Origin of the sequence: Qipengyuania seohaensis (assembly GCF_002795865.1) — a bacterium.
In the GTDB taxonomy this organism is placed as follows: Bacteria; Pseudomonadota; Alphaproteobacteria; order Sphingomonadales; family Sphingomonadaceae; genus Qipengyuania; species Qipengyuania seohaensis.
Genome location: NZ_CP024920.1, coordinates 965,001 through 979,712 on the forward strand (window position 1 = coordinate 965,001; position 14,712 = coordinate 979,712).

14 protein-coding genes (1 of these 14 cut by a window edge) are annotated in these 14,712 nt (G+C 62.8%); 6 read left to right on the forward strand and 8 right to left on the reverse strand.

The features are described 5' to 3' along the window. Window positions 1-707, forward strand: the 3' portion of a protein-coding gene (locus CVE41_RS04655) for a retroviral-like aspartic protease family protein (protein ID WP_232725794.1). The gene continues 286 nt to the left of window position 1, outside the view; the window shows 707 of its 993 coding nt (coding positions 287-993); its start codon lies beyond the left edge, outside the window; the stop codon is at window positions 705-707. A gap of 38 nt (window positions 708-745) precedes the next feature. Further along, on the forward strand, window positions 746-2,560 hold the full coding sequence (locus tag CVE41_RS04660) for an ABCB family ABC transporter ATP-binding protein/permease (protein ID WP_100259601.1): 1,815 nt from the start codon (window positions 746-748) through the stop codon (window positions 2,558-2,560). On the opposite strand, the gene CVE41_RS04665 is transcribed toward CVE41_RS04660, so the two are convergent. Beyond that, window positions 2,561-5,395 (reverse strand): M16 family metallopeptidase, encoded by a 2,835-nt coding sequence (locus CVE41_RS04665; protein WP_100259602.1) that lies wholly within the window; start codon window positions 5,393-5,395, stop codon window positions 2,561-2,563. It abuts the gene before it with no gap. A 212-nt stretch (window positions 5,396-5,607) separates the two neighbouring features. Between CVE41_RS04665 and CVE41_RS04670 the strand changes: the two genes are divergently transcribed. Both CVE41_RS04670 and CVE41_RS04675 read left to right on the forward strand, forming a co-directional pair. Further along, the gene (locus CVE41_RS04670) at window positions 5,608-7,113 is read left to right on the forward strand and encodes a SulP family inorganic anion transporter (protein WP_100259603.1); all 1,506 of its coding nucleotides are present in this window, start codon (window positions 5,608-5,610) and stop codon (window positions 7,111-7,113) included. A 47-nt stretch (window positions 7,114-7,160) separates the two neighbouring features. Continuing rightward, a complete protein-coding gene (locus CVE41_RS04675; protein WP_100259604.1) occupies window positions 7,161-7,937 on the forward strand; it encodes a hypothetical protein in 777 nt (258 codons plus the stop codon). A 7-nt stretch (window positions 7,938-7,944) separates the two neighbouring features. Here the strand turns inward: CVE41_RS04675 and CVE41_RS04680 are convergent, their stop codons facing one another. The 4 genes from CVE41_RS04680 to CVE41_RS04695 are packed head-to-tail and all read right to left on the reverse strand — an operon-like array spanning window position 7,945 to window position 10,726. Beyond that, window positions 7,945-8,352, reverse strand: coding sequence for an ACT domain-containing protein (locus CVE41_RS04680; RefSeq protein WP_232725795.1), 408 nt, complete (start codon window positions 8,350-8,352; stop codon window positions 7,945-7,947). Then, entirely contained in the window at window positions 8,349-9,647 is a 1,299-nt protein-coding gene (gene hslU, locus CVE41_RS04685; RefSeq protein WP_100259605.1) for an ATP-dependent protease ATPase subunit HslU, read from the reverse strand. Before hslU ends, CVE41_RS04680 begins: the two co-directional genes overlap by 4 nt. A gap of 8 nt (window positions 9,648-9,655) precedes the next feature. Beyond that, the gene (gene hslV / locus CVE41_RS04690; protein WP_100259606.1) at window positions 9,656-10,216 is read right to left on the reverse strand and encodes an ATP-dependent protease subunit HslV; all 561 of its coding nucleotides are present in this window, start codon (window positions 10,214-10,216) and stop codon (window positions 9,656-9,658) included. A 39-nt stretch (window positions 10,217-10,255) separates the two neighbouring features. Then, on the reverse strand, window positions 10,256-10,726 hold the full coding sequence (locus tag CVE41_RS04695) for an outer membrane protein assembly factor BamE (protein ID WP_100259607.1): 471 nt from the start codon (window positions 10,724-10,726) through the stop codon (window positions 10,256-10,258). 174 nt (window positions 10,727-10,900) lie between these two features. Between CVE41_RS04695 and CVE41_RS04700 the strand changes: the two genes are divergently transcribed. After that, a complete protein-coding gene (locus CVE41_RS04700; protein ID WP_100259608.1) occupies window positions 10,901-11,419 on the forward strand; it encodes a ubiquinol-cytochrome C chaperone family protein in 519 nt (172 codons plus the stop codon). Continuing rightward, a complete protein-coding gene (locus CVE41_RS04705) occupies window positions 11,416-11,943 on the forward strand; it encodes a YceD family protein (protein WP_100259609.1) in 528 nt (175 codons plus the stop codon). The genes CVE41_RS04700 and CVE41_RS04705 overlap by 4 nt, the downstream gene beginning before the upstream one ends. A 60-nt stretch (window positions 11,944-12,003) precedes the next feature. Here the strand turns inward: CVE41_RS04705 and ssb are convergent, their stop codons facing one another. The 3 genes from ssb to CVE41_RS04720 form a co-directional block, all read right to left on the reverse strand. Then, window positions 12,004-12,534, reverse strand: coding sequence for a single-stranded DNA-binding protein (gene ssb, locus CVE41_RS04710; RefSeq protein WP_100259610.1), 531 nt, complete (start codon window positions 12,532-12,534; stop codon window positions 12,004-12,006). 89 nt (window positions 12,535-12,623) lie between these two features. After that, the gene (gene feoB, locus CVE41_RS04715; RefSeq protein ID WP_100259611.1) at window positions 12,624-14,471 is read right to left on the reverse strand and encodes a ferrous iron transporter B; all 1,848 of its coding nucleotides are present in this window, start codon (window positions 14,469-14,471) and stop codon (window positions 12,624-12,626) included. Continuing rightward, the gene (locus tag CVE41_RS04720) at window positions 14,468-14,707 is read right to left on the reverse strand and encodes a FeoA family protein (RefSeq protein ID WP_100259612.1); all 240 of its coding nucleotides are present in this window, start codon (window positions 14,705-14,707) and stop codon (window positions 14,468-14,470) included. The genes feoB and CVE41_RS04720 overlap by 4 nt, the downstream gene beginning before the upstream one ends. Window positions 14,708-14,712 lie beyond the last annotated feature (5 nt).

Genomic DNA, 14,712 nt, shown 5'->3' on the forward strand with positions numbered 1-14,712 from the left:
GGCGCGCCCTGCTTGTCGCCATGGGCTCGACCGAGACGGTGGATACGGTGGAACTCGACGGGCTGGAATTTGCCGATCGCGTATTCAACGGGATGGTCGCCCCCCTTCTGGACGGCCACCATATAGGAGCCGACGGCATCCTGGGGCTCGACAGCCTGCAGGACCTGCGAGTGGCAATGGATTTCCGCGAAGACCGCATCGCTGTGGCCGACGCTGAACAACTCGGCGGCAATCGCGGCTACGAGATCATCGTGCGCGCGCGAAACAAGCTGGGCCAGATGATAATCACCGATGCCCGGGTGAATGGCATCCGCACGGCAGTGATCATCGACACGGGCGCGCAGCACTCCTTCGGCAATCCCGCTCTCCTCAAGCGGTTGTCACGGCGCAAGGGCGAACGTGACGAGCTCTTCATCTCCGACGTCAACGGAGTGCACCTGAGCAGCGACCTTGCGTATGCGAGGGAAATCGTAATCGGCGGAGTGACCATCAAGAGAGCGCCTATAGGCTTCGCCGATAGTCCGGCCTTCCATGCGCTGGGTTATACGGACAAGCCGGCGCTCATCCTCGGTCTTCGCAACCTGTCGATGTTCGAACGCGTCGCGATCGATTTCTCCAGCCGCACGGTATTGTTCGATCTGCCGAATGGTGTTGGCCGACCATCGCTCATCCAGAACGGCATCTTTCGCGACAGTCCCGGCCCCTGAACTTGTCGGCGCGGGCCGCGCGCCCCACATAGCGCCCCATGCCGCCAGACACGATAACATCAGACCAGCGGCACGACGCCGATAGCTGGGCGACGCTCAAGCGCTTCCTTCCCTATCTATGGCCCAAGGACAATCCGGGCCTGCGCCGGCGGATCGTCATCGCAATGGGGTTGGTCCTTCTGGCCAAGGGCACGGTCCTCGCCCTGCCCTTCGCCTATAAGAAGGCAGTGGACGCGATGACCGGCCCGGCCAACGAGGCGGCGATGGTCGCCATGGCATTGGTCCTCGCTTACGGCCTCGGAAGGTTTGCCGGGACCGCTTTCGACAATCTGAGGAACATCGTGTTCGAGCGGGTCGGACAGGAAGCGACGCGCCATCTGGCCGAAGACGTCTTTCACCGGCTTCACCGCCTGTCACTGCGCTTCCACCTTTCCCGGCGCACGGGGGAGGTAACCAAGATTATCGAGCGGGGTACGAAGAGCATCGATTCCATGCTCTATTTCCTGCTCTTCAATATCGCGCCCACCATCATCGAACTGGTTGCGGTCGGCGTCATCTTCTACCTGAACTTCGGTTGGGGCCTCGTGGCTGCAACGGCATTCACGGTTGTCGCCTATATAGGAGTGACGCGGCAGATCACGGAATGGCGCACCAAACTGCGGCGCGACATGAACGATCTCGATGGCCTCGCCTTGTCGCGCGCCGTCGACAGCCTTCTCAATTTCGAGACAGTCAAATACTTCGGCGCCGAGAAGCGCGAGGAGGCGCGCTATGCCCGCGCCGCCAAGGCATACAGCGAAGCCGCGATCAAATCCGATTCCTCGCTCGGCCTTCTCAACATAGTGCAGGCCTTCATCACCAATGCCCTGATGGCAGGCGCAATGGCCTATACTGTTTGGGGCTGGAGCAAAGGCGAGCTTTCCGTGGGCGACCTGGTGTTCGTGAACACCTACCTCATGCAGCTCTTCCGTCCGCTCGATATGCTGGGCTGGGTCTATCGCACCATCCGCCAGGGCCTTGTGGACATGGCCGCCATGTTCGATCTTATCGACACCAATGTGGAAGTGGCCGACAGGCCGGGGGCGCCTGCCCTTGTCGTCCGCCAGCCTTCCATTGCATTCGAGAAGGTATCTTTCGGGTATGACGAGGACCGGCAGATCCTGAAGGACCTGTCCTTCGAAGTCCCGGCAGGGAGTCATGTCGCCATCGTCGGCCCCTCGGGTGCGGGAAAGAGCACCATCGCGCGCTTGCTGTTCCGTTTCTACGACCCGCTATCGGGGCGCATCCTTATCGACGGACAGGACATCGCCGAGGTCACACAGGAAAGCCTGCGTGCCGCAATCGGCATCGTCCCGCAGGACAGCGTCCTGTTCAATGACACCATCGGGTACAATATTGCCTATGGCCGGGAAGGCGCGAGCGAGGCGGACATAATTGCGGCCGCACGCGATTCCGCAATCCTGCCCTTCATCGCAAGCCTGACCGAAGGTTTCGACACCGAAGTCGGCGAGCGCGGACTCAAGCTGTCGGGCGGTGAGAAGCAGCGGGTCGCCATTGCCAGAACGCTGGTAAAGAACCCGCCGATCCTGGTGCTGGACGAGGCGACCAGTGCGCTCGACACGAGAACCGAGCAGGACATCCTCCAGACCCTCGACCGGGTCAGTGAAAACCGCACCACTCTCGCCATTGCTCACCGCCTGTCGACAATCGCGAACGCCGACAGGATCCTTGTCCTCGATCACGGCCAGCTTGCGGAAAGCGGCACCCATGCTCAACTTCTGGCGCGGGACGACCTCTACGCGGAGATGTGGGCCCGCCAGGCGGCAGAAAGCCAGGCGGAGCCCGTCAGCTGATTATTCTCCAGCCATAGTAAGGGCGGGGGTCGAAAGGTCGATCGCCTCGGCATCGATAACTTCGACATCGGGACGGATGGCCCTGAGGTCATCGAGAAATTCGTCCGCCTTACCGACTACGATTATGGTCGCTTTTTCCGAACCAACGTAATCCGCTGCAGCCTTCGTGGCGGCTTGCGGTGATACGGCAGCGAGACGGTCGGCGTACCGAGCCGCCTCTGCAGGCTCCAAGCCGTCGAGCAGCAAGTTCGCGACGATCGAATTGAACCCCGAGGAGGTTTCGAGGCTGCGGGCATAGCCACCACTCAGGTAAAGGCGCCTTTTCCCGAGCAGCTCGTCATCGATGGCCTCATCGCCGAGCCGGTCGAATTCGTCGAGGAAGACCTGTACGACCTCGTCCGCAGTGCTGTTCTGAGTCTGCGCGGAAGCGAGCAGCATATCGGTGCCGAGCCCGCTCCCCGCACCGTAGCTGATCGAACGCTTGGTCCGGACCTCTTCGAAAAGACGCCCGCTCGACCCGCCTCCAAGAATGGCATTGGCGATTTCCAGCGGGTGATACTCAGCATCCGTGCGCGAGGGCGCGCGCATGCCGGCATAGACAGCAGCCTGCCCTGCATCGGGCATATCGATGACGATCGTCCGGACGGGCTCGCCCTGCCCGGTCGGATCGGCGATCTCGGCCGGCGGCGGAGTATCGACAATCCAGTCGCCCAGCAAAGTGTCGGCCAGCGCGACCGCACGCTCTGGCGCGATGCCTCCGCTCACGATGATCTGCGTCCTTTGCGGATGCCAGTATCTTGCGCGATGCGTGACAAGATCCTCGCGAGTGAGCGACGCCAGGCTTTCCTGTGTCCCGCTCGGGATAGTTCCGAAGGGCGCATCGCCATAAAGGACAGGTCGCGCAACCATGCGGGCAAGTCCGCCGGGGTCCTTCAACTGGACTGCAAGGCCATCGACGGCGCGCTTGCGCTCGCGCTCGAAGGCTTCCTGCGGATAGTCCGCGCTGGTAATGATTGCCGCCAGCACTTTGCCCGCTTCGTCCATATTCTCGACCGGTGCGGTTAGGCTGAAGAAAGAACCTTGCGAACCGGCTGTCGCACCGAAGCTCGCGCCGAGGCTTTCGAGTCGGCGGGCTATCTCGCTCTCCTCCATGCCGCCCGCGCCCTTGTCCGCCAGCGTCGCTGCCATCTCGGCGATACCGGCCTTGGCGCGCGGATCACTGATGGAACCGCCGGGCACCAACACGGTCATCGTTGCGAGGGGAACGTCGCCGGTTTGCGCAGCGACCACCTGGATACCGTTATCGAGCGTGCGTTCGACGATTGCGGCGGCCTCGACTACCGGGCGTTCGCCGGGTCCGGGCACAGGCTCGCGCTCACCTTCGGGCGCAACCGACAGCGGCTCGCCGTCGGCGGGCGGCAAGCTGCGGAATTTCGGCATGGGGACGGGATTGGCGTAGGCGGAAGGATCGTCTTCGCCTGCCGTATAGGTAATGTCCGTGCGCGCATCTTCCCGATAATAGGTGCGGGCCACGCGCTGGACATCTTCAATGCTCACAGCGGCGATGGCGGCAAGGCGCTTGTCGGCAAAGCCGGGATCCCCGGTACTGACCAGCGCTTCGCCCAATTCGAAAGCGCGGCCGCGTGCCGTTTCGCGCTGGCGCAAGGCTGAAGCGATCAGTTCGTTCTTTGCTTCCGCAAGCTCGGCAGCGGAGACCGGCTGCTCCATCATGCGCCTGCGTTCGGCCCCTAGGATCGAACGTACCTCCTCTGCATCGGCCTGCGGATTGGTCACCGCGAACTGGGCCAGCATCCCGCCCTCTTCCTGAAGGTTGGCGAAGTGAACTGCCTCGACCGCCTTGCCGGTGCGAACGAGGGCCGCGTGCATCCGACTGTTGTCTCCGCGCGACATGATAGCATCCATCACTTCAAGCGGCGCAGCGTCGGGGTGGGTCAGCGGGGGCAGCTTCCACACGGTCCCGACCAGCGGCAGCGGAACGTTGGGAGCTGTCGCATTGACCGTACGCGGCGCGGTGCGCTCCATCGCCGCGGCATCGACGGTTACCTCGACCGGATCGGAACGGCGCGGAATATCTGCAAAATAATCCGAAACCATCGTGCGCAGACGATCCATCTCGAAATTGCCTGCAACGATCAGGGTCGCCGTGTCCGGCCCGTAATAGGCCTGATAGAATGCGCGCGCATCGTCGAGCGTCGCGGCGTCCAGTTCCTCGATGCTGCCGATGCCGGGGCGGCGATACGGCAGGGTGTCATAGGCACTTTCGGGAAGGACGAACCGGCTGAAGCGGCCATAGGGCGGCGCCAGCACGCGTTGGCGAAGCTCTTCCTTCACCACGTCGCGTTCCTTGTCGAACACCTCCTGGTCGATGACAGGGAAGCCCATGCGTTCGCGGTGGGTCCACAACATCGCTTCGAGATATTCCGCAGGGACGGTCTCGTAATAATTGGTGCGGTCGGAGCTGTTCGAAGCATTGCGGGTCCCGCCGACATCGGCGGTCAGGCCGTAGATCATATTGTACGGCATGTTCCGCGTCTTGCGGCTGAGGATATGCTCGAACAGATGCGCAAAGCCGCTGCGGCCTTCGGGGTCGAGCTTCGAGCCGACCTCATACCACATGGAGGTCGTCACCGTGCCGGTGGAAGCATCGGGAATGGCGATGATCTGGAGGCCGTTGTCCAGCGTCCAGCGCTCGTACTCGATGGCGGGTGCGGAAATGGCTCCGCCAGCGTCTGCACGATCGTCGGCGATGGCCGGACTTGCAGCGAGGATCGCGAGCGTCGCTACACCGGCGCTCAGAATGGCGGATTTCATCATGTCCCTACCCCTGTCGATTGATTTGCCCGAATCTGGCTAGCAAACGGCAGCCTGTAAACGGACCCCGGCTCGACGGAGAGGCAAGCAGGTTCTGCGAACCACACCACGCGGCCTTTACCCCCGAAGGTTGTGTTGCAGCGCAACATAGGCCAAAGGGGCCTCACATGCAGGCCGCCGCCTGCCCAACTCCACGTAAGACGAACGGACAAAGCATGCTCGACCGCAGCGCGATCAAACGCGACTGGTTCTCCAACATCCGCGCAGACATCCTTGCCGGCATCGTTGTGGCCCTGGCCCTCATTCCCGAAGCGATCGGCTTTTCGATCATCGCGGGCGTCGATCCGCGCGTGGGTCTTTATGCCTCTGTCGCGATTGCGATGGTCATCGCGTTCACTGGCGGTCGGCCGGGCATGATCAGCGCGGCCACGGCCGCGGTTGCCGTGGTCGTTGTGCCGCTGGTACGCGACCACGGGGTCGAATACCTGTTCGCAGCAACGATCCTGATGGGCATCTTCCAGGGCATCGCGGCGCTGCTTCGTCTCGACCTGCTGATGCAGTTCGTCTCGCGATCGGTGATCACCGGCTTCGTCAACGCGCTCGCCATCTTGATTTTCATGGCGCAGCTGCCGCAGCTCGATCCGACCGCCGCGGGCATCGGCTGGATGACCTATGCCATGGTCGCGGCCGCGCTCGCGATGATCTACATCATTCCGCGCTTCACCACCGCCATACCCAGCCCGCTGATCGCGATTATCGTGCTGACCGCGCTGACGATCTGGCTGGATGCACCGGTCAATACTGTCTCCGATATGGGCGAGCTGCCCGAAGGCCTGCCCTATTTCGCCCTGCCCGACGTGCCGCTTACCTGGGAGACACTCGCCATCATCGCGCCCTATGCGGCCACAATGGCCGCTGTCGGCCTGCTTGAGTCGCTACTGACTGCGCAGATCGTCGACGACATGACGCACACTGGCTCGAACAAGCGCCGCGAGAGCGCAGGCCAGGGTATCGCCAACGTCGTTGCCGCCATGTTCGGCGGTATGGGCGGCTGTGCCATGATCGGCCAGTCGGTCATCAACGTGACCAGCGGTGGTCGCGGACGCCTCTCGACCTTCACGGCGGGCCTGTCGCTGCTCATCCTGCTCGCCGTTCTTGGCGGCCTTGTCGGCCAGGTGCCGATGCCGGCGCTGGTGGCGATCATGATCATGGTGTCGATCGGCACCTTCTCGTGGAACTCGATACCCAACATCTCCAAGCACCCGTGGCAGTCGAGCGTCGTCATGCTCGCCACTGTCGTGGTGGTGGTCGCGACGCACAATCTTGCGCTTGGCGTGCTGGCGGGCGTGATCCTGTCGGGCGTGTTCTTCACCCACAAGGTGATGACCATGTTCGAGGTCGTGCGCGAGCGCGAGGGCGACACTGCTATCTACCGTGCCAAGGGCCAGATCTTCTACGCCAGCGTCGAACGCTTCGAAGCCGCGCTCGGCCCCGAAAGCTCCATGCCGGACCCCGCCGACCACGTTATCATCGACGTGCGCAAGGCCCACTTCTGGGACATCAGCGCAATCGGAGCGCTCGACAAGGTGGTGGAGCGCATGCGCCGCAACGGCCGCAGCGTACAGGTACGCGGCCTGAACAGGGCTAGCTCTGACCTGGTCGACAAGTTCGCGCTGACCGACAAGACCGGTGTAGAGATCGGGCTGGCACCGCACCCCTAGGCTCAGTTTGCCCTTGCGCATCGCGGCAGGTGTTCCATACTCGGCGCATGGCGGAGGGGAAGGCACCGGTATTTCTGAACAGGATCGCTGCGCATCTGCGCGATCAGAACTGGTTCGCCCTAGTGGCCGAGTTCCTGATCGTCGTGAGCGGCGTCTTCCTCGGCCTGCAGGCCGCGAACTGGAAAGAGGCACGACAGGAGCGCGAGGACGAAGCGAAGATTCTGACGCGGCTCCAGGCGGAAACCGGCACGCTGCTCGAGGCTGTCCGTCAGGAACGCGCAGGGCTGCAAGCGAGAGCGGACCTCTACGTGCAGGCCCAAGACGTCATTTACACCTCGGCTAACCCGCGAGAGCTAACACCGGAGGAGTGCAACGTCTTCGCCGCCTCGCATATCCATCGCCTCGCAGCTGACCAGTTACCGATTGTCGAAGAATTGCTAGCGACCGGGCGTTTCGATCGCTTGAAAGATGAGAGCGTCAAGAGCCAGCTGCGACGCTATATCCTCTTTAGGGACCGCGAGCGCGCCAATCATGAAGAACGCACGAACGAGTTGTTCCGTCTCTACAGCCGCCATCCAGATGCGATCGAGATCGCAGCGCTCCCTAGGATGGCGGATACGGAACTCGATTGGGGTTTCTTGAATAATCCGGACCTGCGCTTCGCTCCGCAATGCAATGTCGAAGAGATGCGCGCCAACCAGCAGTTCCTCAACGAGCTTTTCGACAATATGGGCCGCAACGGGCATGTCTTGGTCGGTTACGAAAAGCGCGAGGCCATCTTGGTCGAACTGCAGCAGCGACTGGACGAACTCCTGAAATCCTGACCGCAACCTAGGCGGAAGATCTGGCCAGATCCCTCAGCAGGGACAGCGCTTGCTCGCCCCTCGCGGCAGGCACGAACGCGTGATCGTGGTGCATCGCGGCGACCATGTTGCAGGCGATCCCGGCATCGGCGAGGCACGTAGCGACCGCAGCGGTCAGCCCCACGCCCTCGAGGTCTGAATAAACCCCCAGAGTGATGCGAGCCATATCGGGGCCATCGACATCCGCCTGGTCGGCGATCGCCGCCGGGACGATGGCGGATACGCCCTCGTCTTCGCGGAAGGTGGCTATGGCCGCGCCAAGCAATTGCGGGGCGTTTGACGGAACGATCTGCACATAGCGATAACGGTCCGGGTCCAGCTGCGGCGATAGCTGCTTGAGCATCGCGGCAAGATCACGGACAGTATCGCGGCTCACAGGATATACTTGCTGAGGTCAGTGTCGCCCGACAAATCTTCGAGCCGTTCGCGGACATAGGCTGCATCGACCGTGATCGTCTCGCCCTTGTGCTCTTCCGCCTCGAAACTGATGTCTTCGAGCAGGCGCTCCATAACCGTCTGCAGACGGCGGGCGCCGATGTTCTCGACGCTCTCGTTAACGCGGGCCGCAATCTTCGCCACTTCGGCAACCGCGTCCTCGGTGATGTCGAGCGTCACTTCCTCGGTGGCGATTAGCGCGCGATACTGGTCCACCAGATTCGCGCGTGTCTCTCTAAGGATGCGGACGAAATCCTCTTCGGTCAGCGCACGCAGTTCGACGCGGATCGGCAGGCGACCCTGCAGTTCGGGCAGCATGTCGGAAGGCTTGGCCACGTGGAACGCGCCGCTGGCGATGAAGAGCACGTGATCGGTCTTCATCGGGCCGTACTTGGTCGCAACCGTCGTGCCTTCGATCAGCGGCAGCAAGTCGCGCTGCACGCCTTCACGGCTCACCGAACCACCACGCACGTCGCTGACGGCAATCTTGTCGATCTCGTCGAGGAACACGATGCCATTGGTTTCCGCATTTTCCAGCGCGACGCGGTGCACGTCATCCTGATCCATGCGCTTTTCGGCCTCTTCTTCGACCAGCTTGTCCCACGCGTCGGGAACCTTGAGCTTCCGGCGCTTGGTCGGCGCCTTGCCCATCGCCTTGCCGAGCATGTCGGAAAGGTCGATCATGCCGACATTGCCGGGCATGCCGGGGATTTCCATATTGCTGCTCGGCTGGTCCTTCACGTCGATTTCGACTTCGGTGTCGTTCATCGCGTTCTGGACAATGCGCTCGCGGAAGGCCTCGCGCGTCGCTTCGCTGGCGTTCTCTCCGACAAGGGCGTTGAGCAGGCGGTCCATGGCGGCCTTGCTGGCTGCCTCGCGCACAGCTTCGCGGCGGCGTTCTTTTTCGAGGCGAATCGCCTCTTCCACCAAGTCTCTCGCGATCTGTTCGACGTCGCGGCCAACATAGCCGACCTCGGTGAACTTGGTCGCCTCGATCTTCACGAAAGGCGCTTCGGCCAGCTTTGCCAGGCGGCGGCTGATCTCGGTCTTGCCGCAGCCCGTGGGGCCGATCATCAGGATGTTCTTGGGCGTCACCTCGTCGCGCAGATCCGCATCAAGGCGCTGGCGGCGCCAGCGATTGCGCAGCGCCACGGCGACGGCGCGCTTGGCGTCCTTCTGGCCGATGATGTGTTCGTCCAGCGACGCGACGATCGCCTTGGGGGTCAGATTGTCCATGAATTCTCTCAGACCTCTTCGAGGGTCACATTGCCATTGGTGAAGACACAGATGTCGGCGGCGACCTTCATCGCCTTGCGCGCGATCACCTCGGGATCGTCTTCGTATTCGGCGATCGCCTTGGCAGCGGCGAGCGCATAATTGCCGCCCGAGCCGATGGCCGTGATGCCGCCTTCGGGCTCCAGCACGTCACCATTGCCGGTTAGGACGAGGAGGTTTTCCTTGTCCGCCACGATCATCAGGGCTTCGAGATTGCGCAGGTATTTGTCCGTGCGCCAGTCCTTCGTCAGCTCGACAGCAGCACGCAGCAGCTGTCCGCTATACTGTTCCAGCTTCTTTTCGAGCCGCTCGAAAAGCGTGAAGGCATCCGCCGTCGCCCCGGCGAACCCGGCCACAACCTTGCCGCCCTCGCCGATCCGGCGGACCTTGCGGGCATTGGGCTTCATGACCGTGTTGCCCATGGAGACCTGTCCGTCTCCGGCAACGACGATCCGATCGCCCTTGCGTACGCCGATTATCGTGGTGCCATGCCACTGGGTAAGCCCGTGGCGATTGTCTTGTTCACTCATGCCGCCGGATATGGGGTGCCGAGCGAAGGGGTCAAGCGATCAGCGACCCGGACCGCCCTGACCGCCAAGACCCGGCTGGCCGACCGTGCCGATATTGCCGAACAGGTCTTCGAGAAAGCTGCGCTCACGGCCCAAGGTCGGCGTCTCGTCGCCATCAGGCGAAAGGTAGACGACCTTTTCCATTCCGCTGCGATCGGCGGACAGGACATTGCCTGCCGCGTCGAACTTGACCGCCAGCACCTGGTGTTCGCGGATAGAGGGGCGGACAAAGGGCTTACGCCCCGTCGTGCTGGACACGTAATACCAGGTTGGTTCGCCATACTGGCTGGTGAAGGTCGGTCGGCCGAGCGTCTCCTCCACGCTGCGCTGGTTGTCGATGCCGGGCTGGACCGTTCCAAGCAGGAGCGAATCGACGATGTAACCGCGCGGCTCGCGAATCGACGAGCAGGCGGTCGTTGCGAGACCCGCTGCGAGAATGGCAGCGATACCGAAAATCTTGGACCTGTTCATGGGAACAGCATGTCTCCATCCTGGTGTGCGCTTGGCGTGCTCGCCAGCGCATCCTATATGCGGCTCACGCCCTAAACCGAAAGGCGCGCGCCTTGCAACGTGCGTATCGCGAACCGGTGGGGATGGCGGCTTTAATTGCCGCTGAACGATAGTCGAAGAAAGCGCTTTTACCCGATGACCTTTTTTGCCCGCCTGTTCGGCACCCAGCAAGACCCGCGCGAACAATGGCGCCCGCTCTGGCACCGTGTCGTTGAGGAAGCCCGCGATCCGGACTGGTACCGTATGTGCGGGGTGGCCGATACACTGGAAGGCCGTTTCGACATGGTCACGCTGGTTCTCAGCCTTTCCATCCTGAAGATGGAAACGGAAGAAGAGCTTGCGCCGCACACAGCGCTGCTGACCGAATTGTTCGTGGAGGACATGGAAGGCCAGCTGCGCGAGGCCGGCATCGGCGATCCCACCGTTGGCAAGAAAATCGGCAATCTTATGAGCAGCATGGGCGGCCGGTTGGGCGCCTATCGCACGGCGCTTGCCGCCGAAGACCGCGTCGCACTGGCCGATGCGTTGAGGCGCAATGTCACCATGGCGCAGGAAGACGAAGCGGAAGCCCTCGCCGAGCGCATGATCCGCCTGCACAAGCGGCTGGCGCGCTCGGACGCAACTCAGCTCCGCGCAGGGGAGTTTGCCGCATGAGTACAGCCGAGCTTTCCCGCCCGATCAAGCCACGCGCACTTCCTGCCGATACGCTCACCATCAACGCGACCGACAGCGAACGCGCCGCTTTGGCCGAACGGTTCTCCGTTACCGCGATCGAAAAGCTGACCGCTGCAGTCGATTTCGACGAGAAAGACGGCGCGACTATCGCCAAGGGTTCGCTGGATGCCATCATCGTCCAGCCCTGCGCCGTCAGCCGCGAGGACATTTCCTATCCGGTGACCGAGAGCTTCGAACTTCGTTTTGTCCCCGAGAGCGCGCCGGTAGCGCACGAGCCCGACGAGGAGTTCGAGCTCAGTCTCGAAGACCTCGACGAAATCGAATACGAGGGCGAGACTTTCGACATCGGCGAAGCCATCGCACAGACGCTCGGCCTCGCCATCGATCCCTTTCGTGAAGGTCCCGACGCGGACCGCATCCGGGCCGAGAAAGGCATCGAGAGCGACGAGGACAGGGCCCCTAGCGGACCGCTCGCGGAAGCCCTGGCGGCGCTCAAGAAGTAAGCGACCAAAGAAAAGGGCCGCTCCATGGCGGCCCTTTGCAAAATCCTGTCGCCTTCGCGATCAGAACGGGATGTCGTCGTCGAGATCGTCGTAGTTCGATCCGCCGCCCGAGCTGCCGCCCTGCGAGCCACCGCCCGACGAACCGCCGCCACTGCGCCAATTGTCGCCGCCGCCCGAAGACTGGTCGCCGCCCTGGTCCCAACTGGAACCGCCGCCGCCGCCGCCGCGATTACCGCCTTGGGCACCGTCCAGCATGGTCAGCGTGCCATTGAGGCCGCGTAGGACGATTTCGGTCGAGTAACGGTCGTTGCCGCTCTGGTCCTGCCACTTGCGGGTCTGGAGCTGGCCTTCGATGTAAACCTTCGAACCCTTGCGCAGAAAACGCTCGACCACGCCGATCAGGCCTTCGGAGAAGATCGCGACGGTGTGCCATTCGGTGCGTTCCTGGCGTTCGCCGGTGTTGCGGTCCTTCCACGTCTCGCTGGTGGCGATGCGTAGGTTGGCGACCTTACCGCCGTTCTGGAAGCTGCGGATTTCCGGGTCTGCGCCCAGATTACCGATCAGCATGACTTTGTTGAGGCTACCTGCCATCGAATCGTTCCTTCGTAACTGTTAGCCGTGGCCTAACCGAGCCAGCGCACAGGTTCTAGGTCGCAGACGAGCTTTCCACCGAAGCGGAGCTAAAGACCCGCCGCTGTCGCTATCCAGTATGTCGCTCCGGCAGAGAGCCATGCGAGCGCGAAGAGGTAGACCACCATAACAGTCGGCCACTTCCATCCGTTCGTTTCGCGGCGGGCGACAGCGATGGTCGATAGGCATTGCGGGGCGAAGACGAACCACGCGAGGAAGGCCAGCGCGGTCGGCAGGCTCCAAAGCGCAGCGATCTTCGCGGTCACGCCCTCGGCGGCGATGTCCTCGTCTTCCGCATCAACGGCATAGGTCGTCGCGAGCGCGGACACGGCGACTTCGCGCGCGGCCAGTGCCGGAATGATCGCAAGGCTCATTTCACGATTGAAGCCCACCGGTTCCAGAACCGGGTGCAGCGTATCGGCCACCGCGCCTGCGAGGCTTGCGTCGAGCTGGCTTTGGCCAGGTTCCGCCTTGGGGAAGCTGAGCAGCACCCACAGCGCGATCGTCGCCACGAAAATGATCGTACCCGCACGGCGCAGGAACACCCAGGCGCGCTGCCACAGGCCGATGGCAAGGTCCTTGAGGCGCGGCAGCTGGTAGCGCGGCAGCTCCATGATAAAGCCCGACGCCGCACCCTTCGTCACTGTGCTGCGCAGAACGAGGGCGACGAGCATCGCACCCACGATGCCTGCTACATAAAGCGCGAACAAGACAAGGCCCTGGAGGCCGATACCCGGCCCTACCGTCGTTTGCGGAATGACCGCGGCGATGACCACGGCATAGACCGGCAGGCGCGCCGAGCAGGTCATCAGCGGCGCGATCAGAATCGTGGTCAGCCGGTCCTTGGGATCGGAAATGGAGCGCGTCGCCATGATTCCGGGAATGGCGCAGGCGAAGCTGGACAGAAGGGGGATGAAGCTACGGCCCGAAAGGCCGACCAGTGCCATCAGCCGGTCCATCAGGAACGCGGCGCGCGCCATGTATCCGCTCGCTTCCATCACCAGGATGAAGAAGAATAAGATCACAATCTGCGGCAGGAAGACGACCACAGATCCGACGCCGGCAAGTACGCCTTCGACGAGGAAATCCCGTAAAAGGCCTTCGGGAAGCCGCTCTGAAACCACTCCCGAAATCGCGCCCACGCCGCCTTCAAGCGCATCGGCGAAGGGGGTGGCCCACGCGAATACGGCTTGGAAGACTACGAATAACAGGCCGAACAGAATGAACGGCCCGATCCACGGATTGAGAAGGATGCGGTCGACTCCGTTCTCGATGGTGTGACGGGTCGACTTCGAGAGGATCGCGCTGCGGGCGATGTGCTTTGCCGTCAGGCGGCGCTCGGGCAGCGTCAGATGCCAGCGCGTATGTGCTTCTTCGTCGGCATGGGTGCGCGCCTCGGCGATAGCATCGGTCAGTTCTGCAATGCCTTTGCGACGCACGGCGACGGTCGGCACAACGGGCACGCCCAAGGCTTCGGACAGGGCTTCGGGGTCGAGGGTCAGTCCGTCGCGCTCGGCCAGGTCGACCATGTTGAGCGCCACGACCGTCGGCTTGCCCAGTTCCAGCACTTCCTGCGCGAAGACGAGGTGCTGTTCGAGATTTGCTGCATCGAGCACGAGGATCAGCACATCGGGTGCCGCCTCCCCGTCGAAGGCGCCCTTCACCACATCGCGGGTGACTGCCTCGTCGGGGCTTGCCGCATCGAAACTGTAGGAACCCGGCAGGTCGAGCAGCTCGACCGGCGCAGCGTTCGGCAACGAAAGGCGTCCTGCCTTACGCTCGACCGTCACGCCGGCATAATTGGCTATCTTCTGACGCGCACCGGTGAGTGCGTTGAAAAGGGCCGACTTGCCCGAATTGGGGTTACCGACAAGCGCCGCTGTGCGTTTCGCGCTCATGCTGCTTCCACCTCGATTGCACGGGCGTGGACGCGGCGGATGGCGATGGTCATGTTGCCGAGCCGAAGCGCCAGAGGATCGCGTCCGCCGAACACGCCGCGATGGACCACGGCGATTTCGGCACCTTCGTCCACGCCAAGCGCCTTCAGTCGCTTGCCTTCGTCTTCGGCCAGACCGGCCCAGTTCACGGCGACGATGCGCGCCGGTTTTCCGCTGTCGAGAACGTCCAGAGTCATGCTGA

Coding starts and splice junctions, on each gene's coding strand:
- feoB (WP_100259611.1), bottom strand. CDS start 14,471: ATGAGCGCGAAACGCACAGCGGCGCTTGTCGGTAACCCCAATTCGGGC.
- CVE41_RS04720 (WP_100259612.1), bottom strand. CDS start 14,707: ATGACTCTGGACGTTCTCGACAGCGGAAAACCGGCGCGCATCGTCGCC.
- CVE41_RS04660 (WP_100259601.1), top strand. CDS start 746: ATGCCGCCAGACACGATAACATCAGACCAGCGGCACGACGCCGATAGC.
- CVE41_RS04700 (WP_100259608.1), top strand. CDS start 10,901: ATGACCTTTTTTGCCCGCCTGTTCGGCACCCAGCAAGACCCGCGCGAA.
- hslU (WP_100259605.1), bottom strand. CDS start 9,647: ATGGACAATCTGACCCCCAAGGCGATCGTCGCGTCGCTGGACGAACAC.
- CVE41_RS04670 (WP_100259603.1), top strand. CDS start 5,608: ATGCTCGACCGCAGCGCGATCAAACGCGACTGGTTCTCCAACATCCGC.
- CVE41_RS04695 (WP_100259607.1), bottom strand. CDS start 10,726: ATGAACAGGTCCAAGATTTTCGGTATCGCTGCCATTCTCGCAGCGGGT.
- CVE41_RS04675 (WP_100259604.1), top strand. CDS start 7,161: ATGGCGGAGGGGAAGGCACCGGTATTTCTGAACAGGATCGCTGCGCAT.
- CVE41_RS04665 (WP_100259602.1), bottom strand. CDS start 5,395: ATGATGAAATCCGCCATTCTGAGCGCCGGTGTAGCGACGCTCGCGATC.
- CVE41_RS04705 (WP_100259609.1), top strand. CDS start 11,416: ATGAGTACAGCCGAGCTTTCCCGCCCGATCAAGCCACGCGCACTTCCT.
- ssb (WP_100259610.1), bottom strand. CDS start 12,534: ATGGCAGGTAGCCTCAACAAAGTCATGCTGATCGGTAATCTGGGCGCA.
- hslV (WP_100259606.1), bottom strand. CDS start 10,216: ATGAGTGAACAAGACAATCGCCACGGGCTTACCCAGTGGCATGGCACC.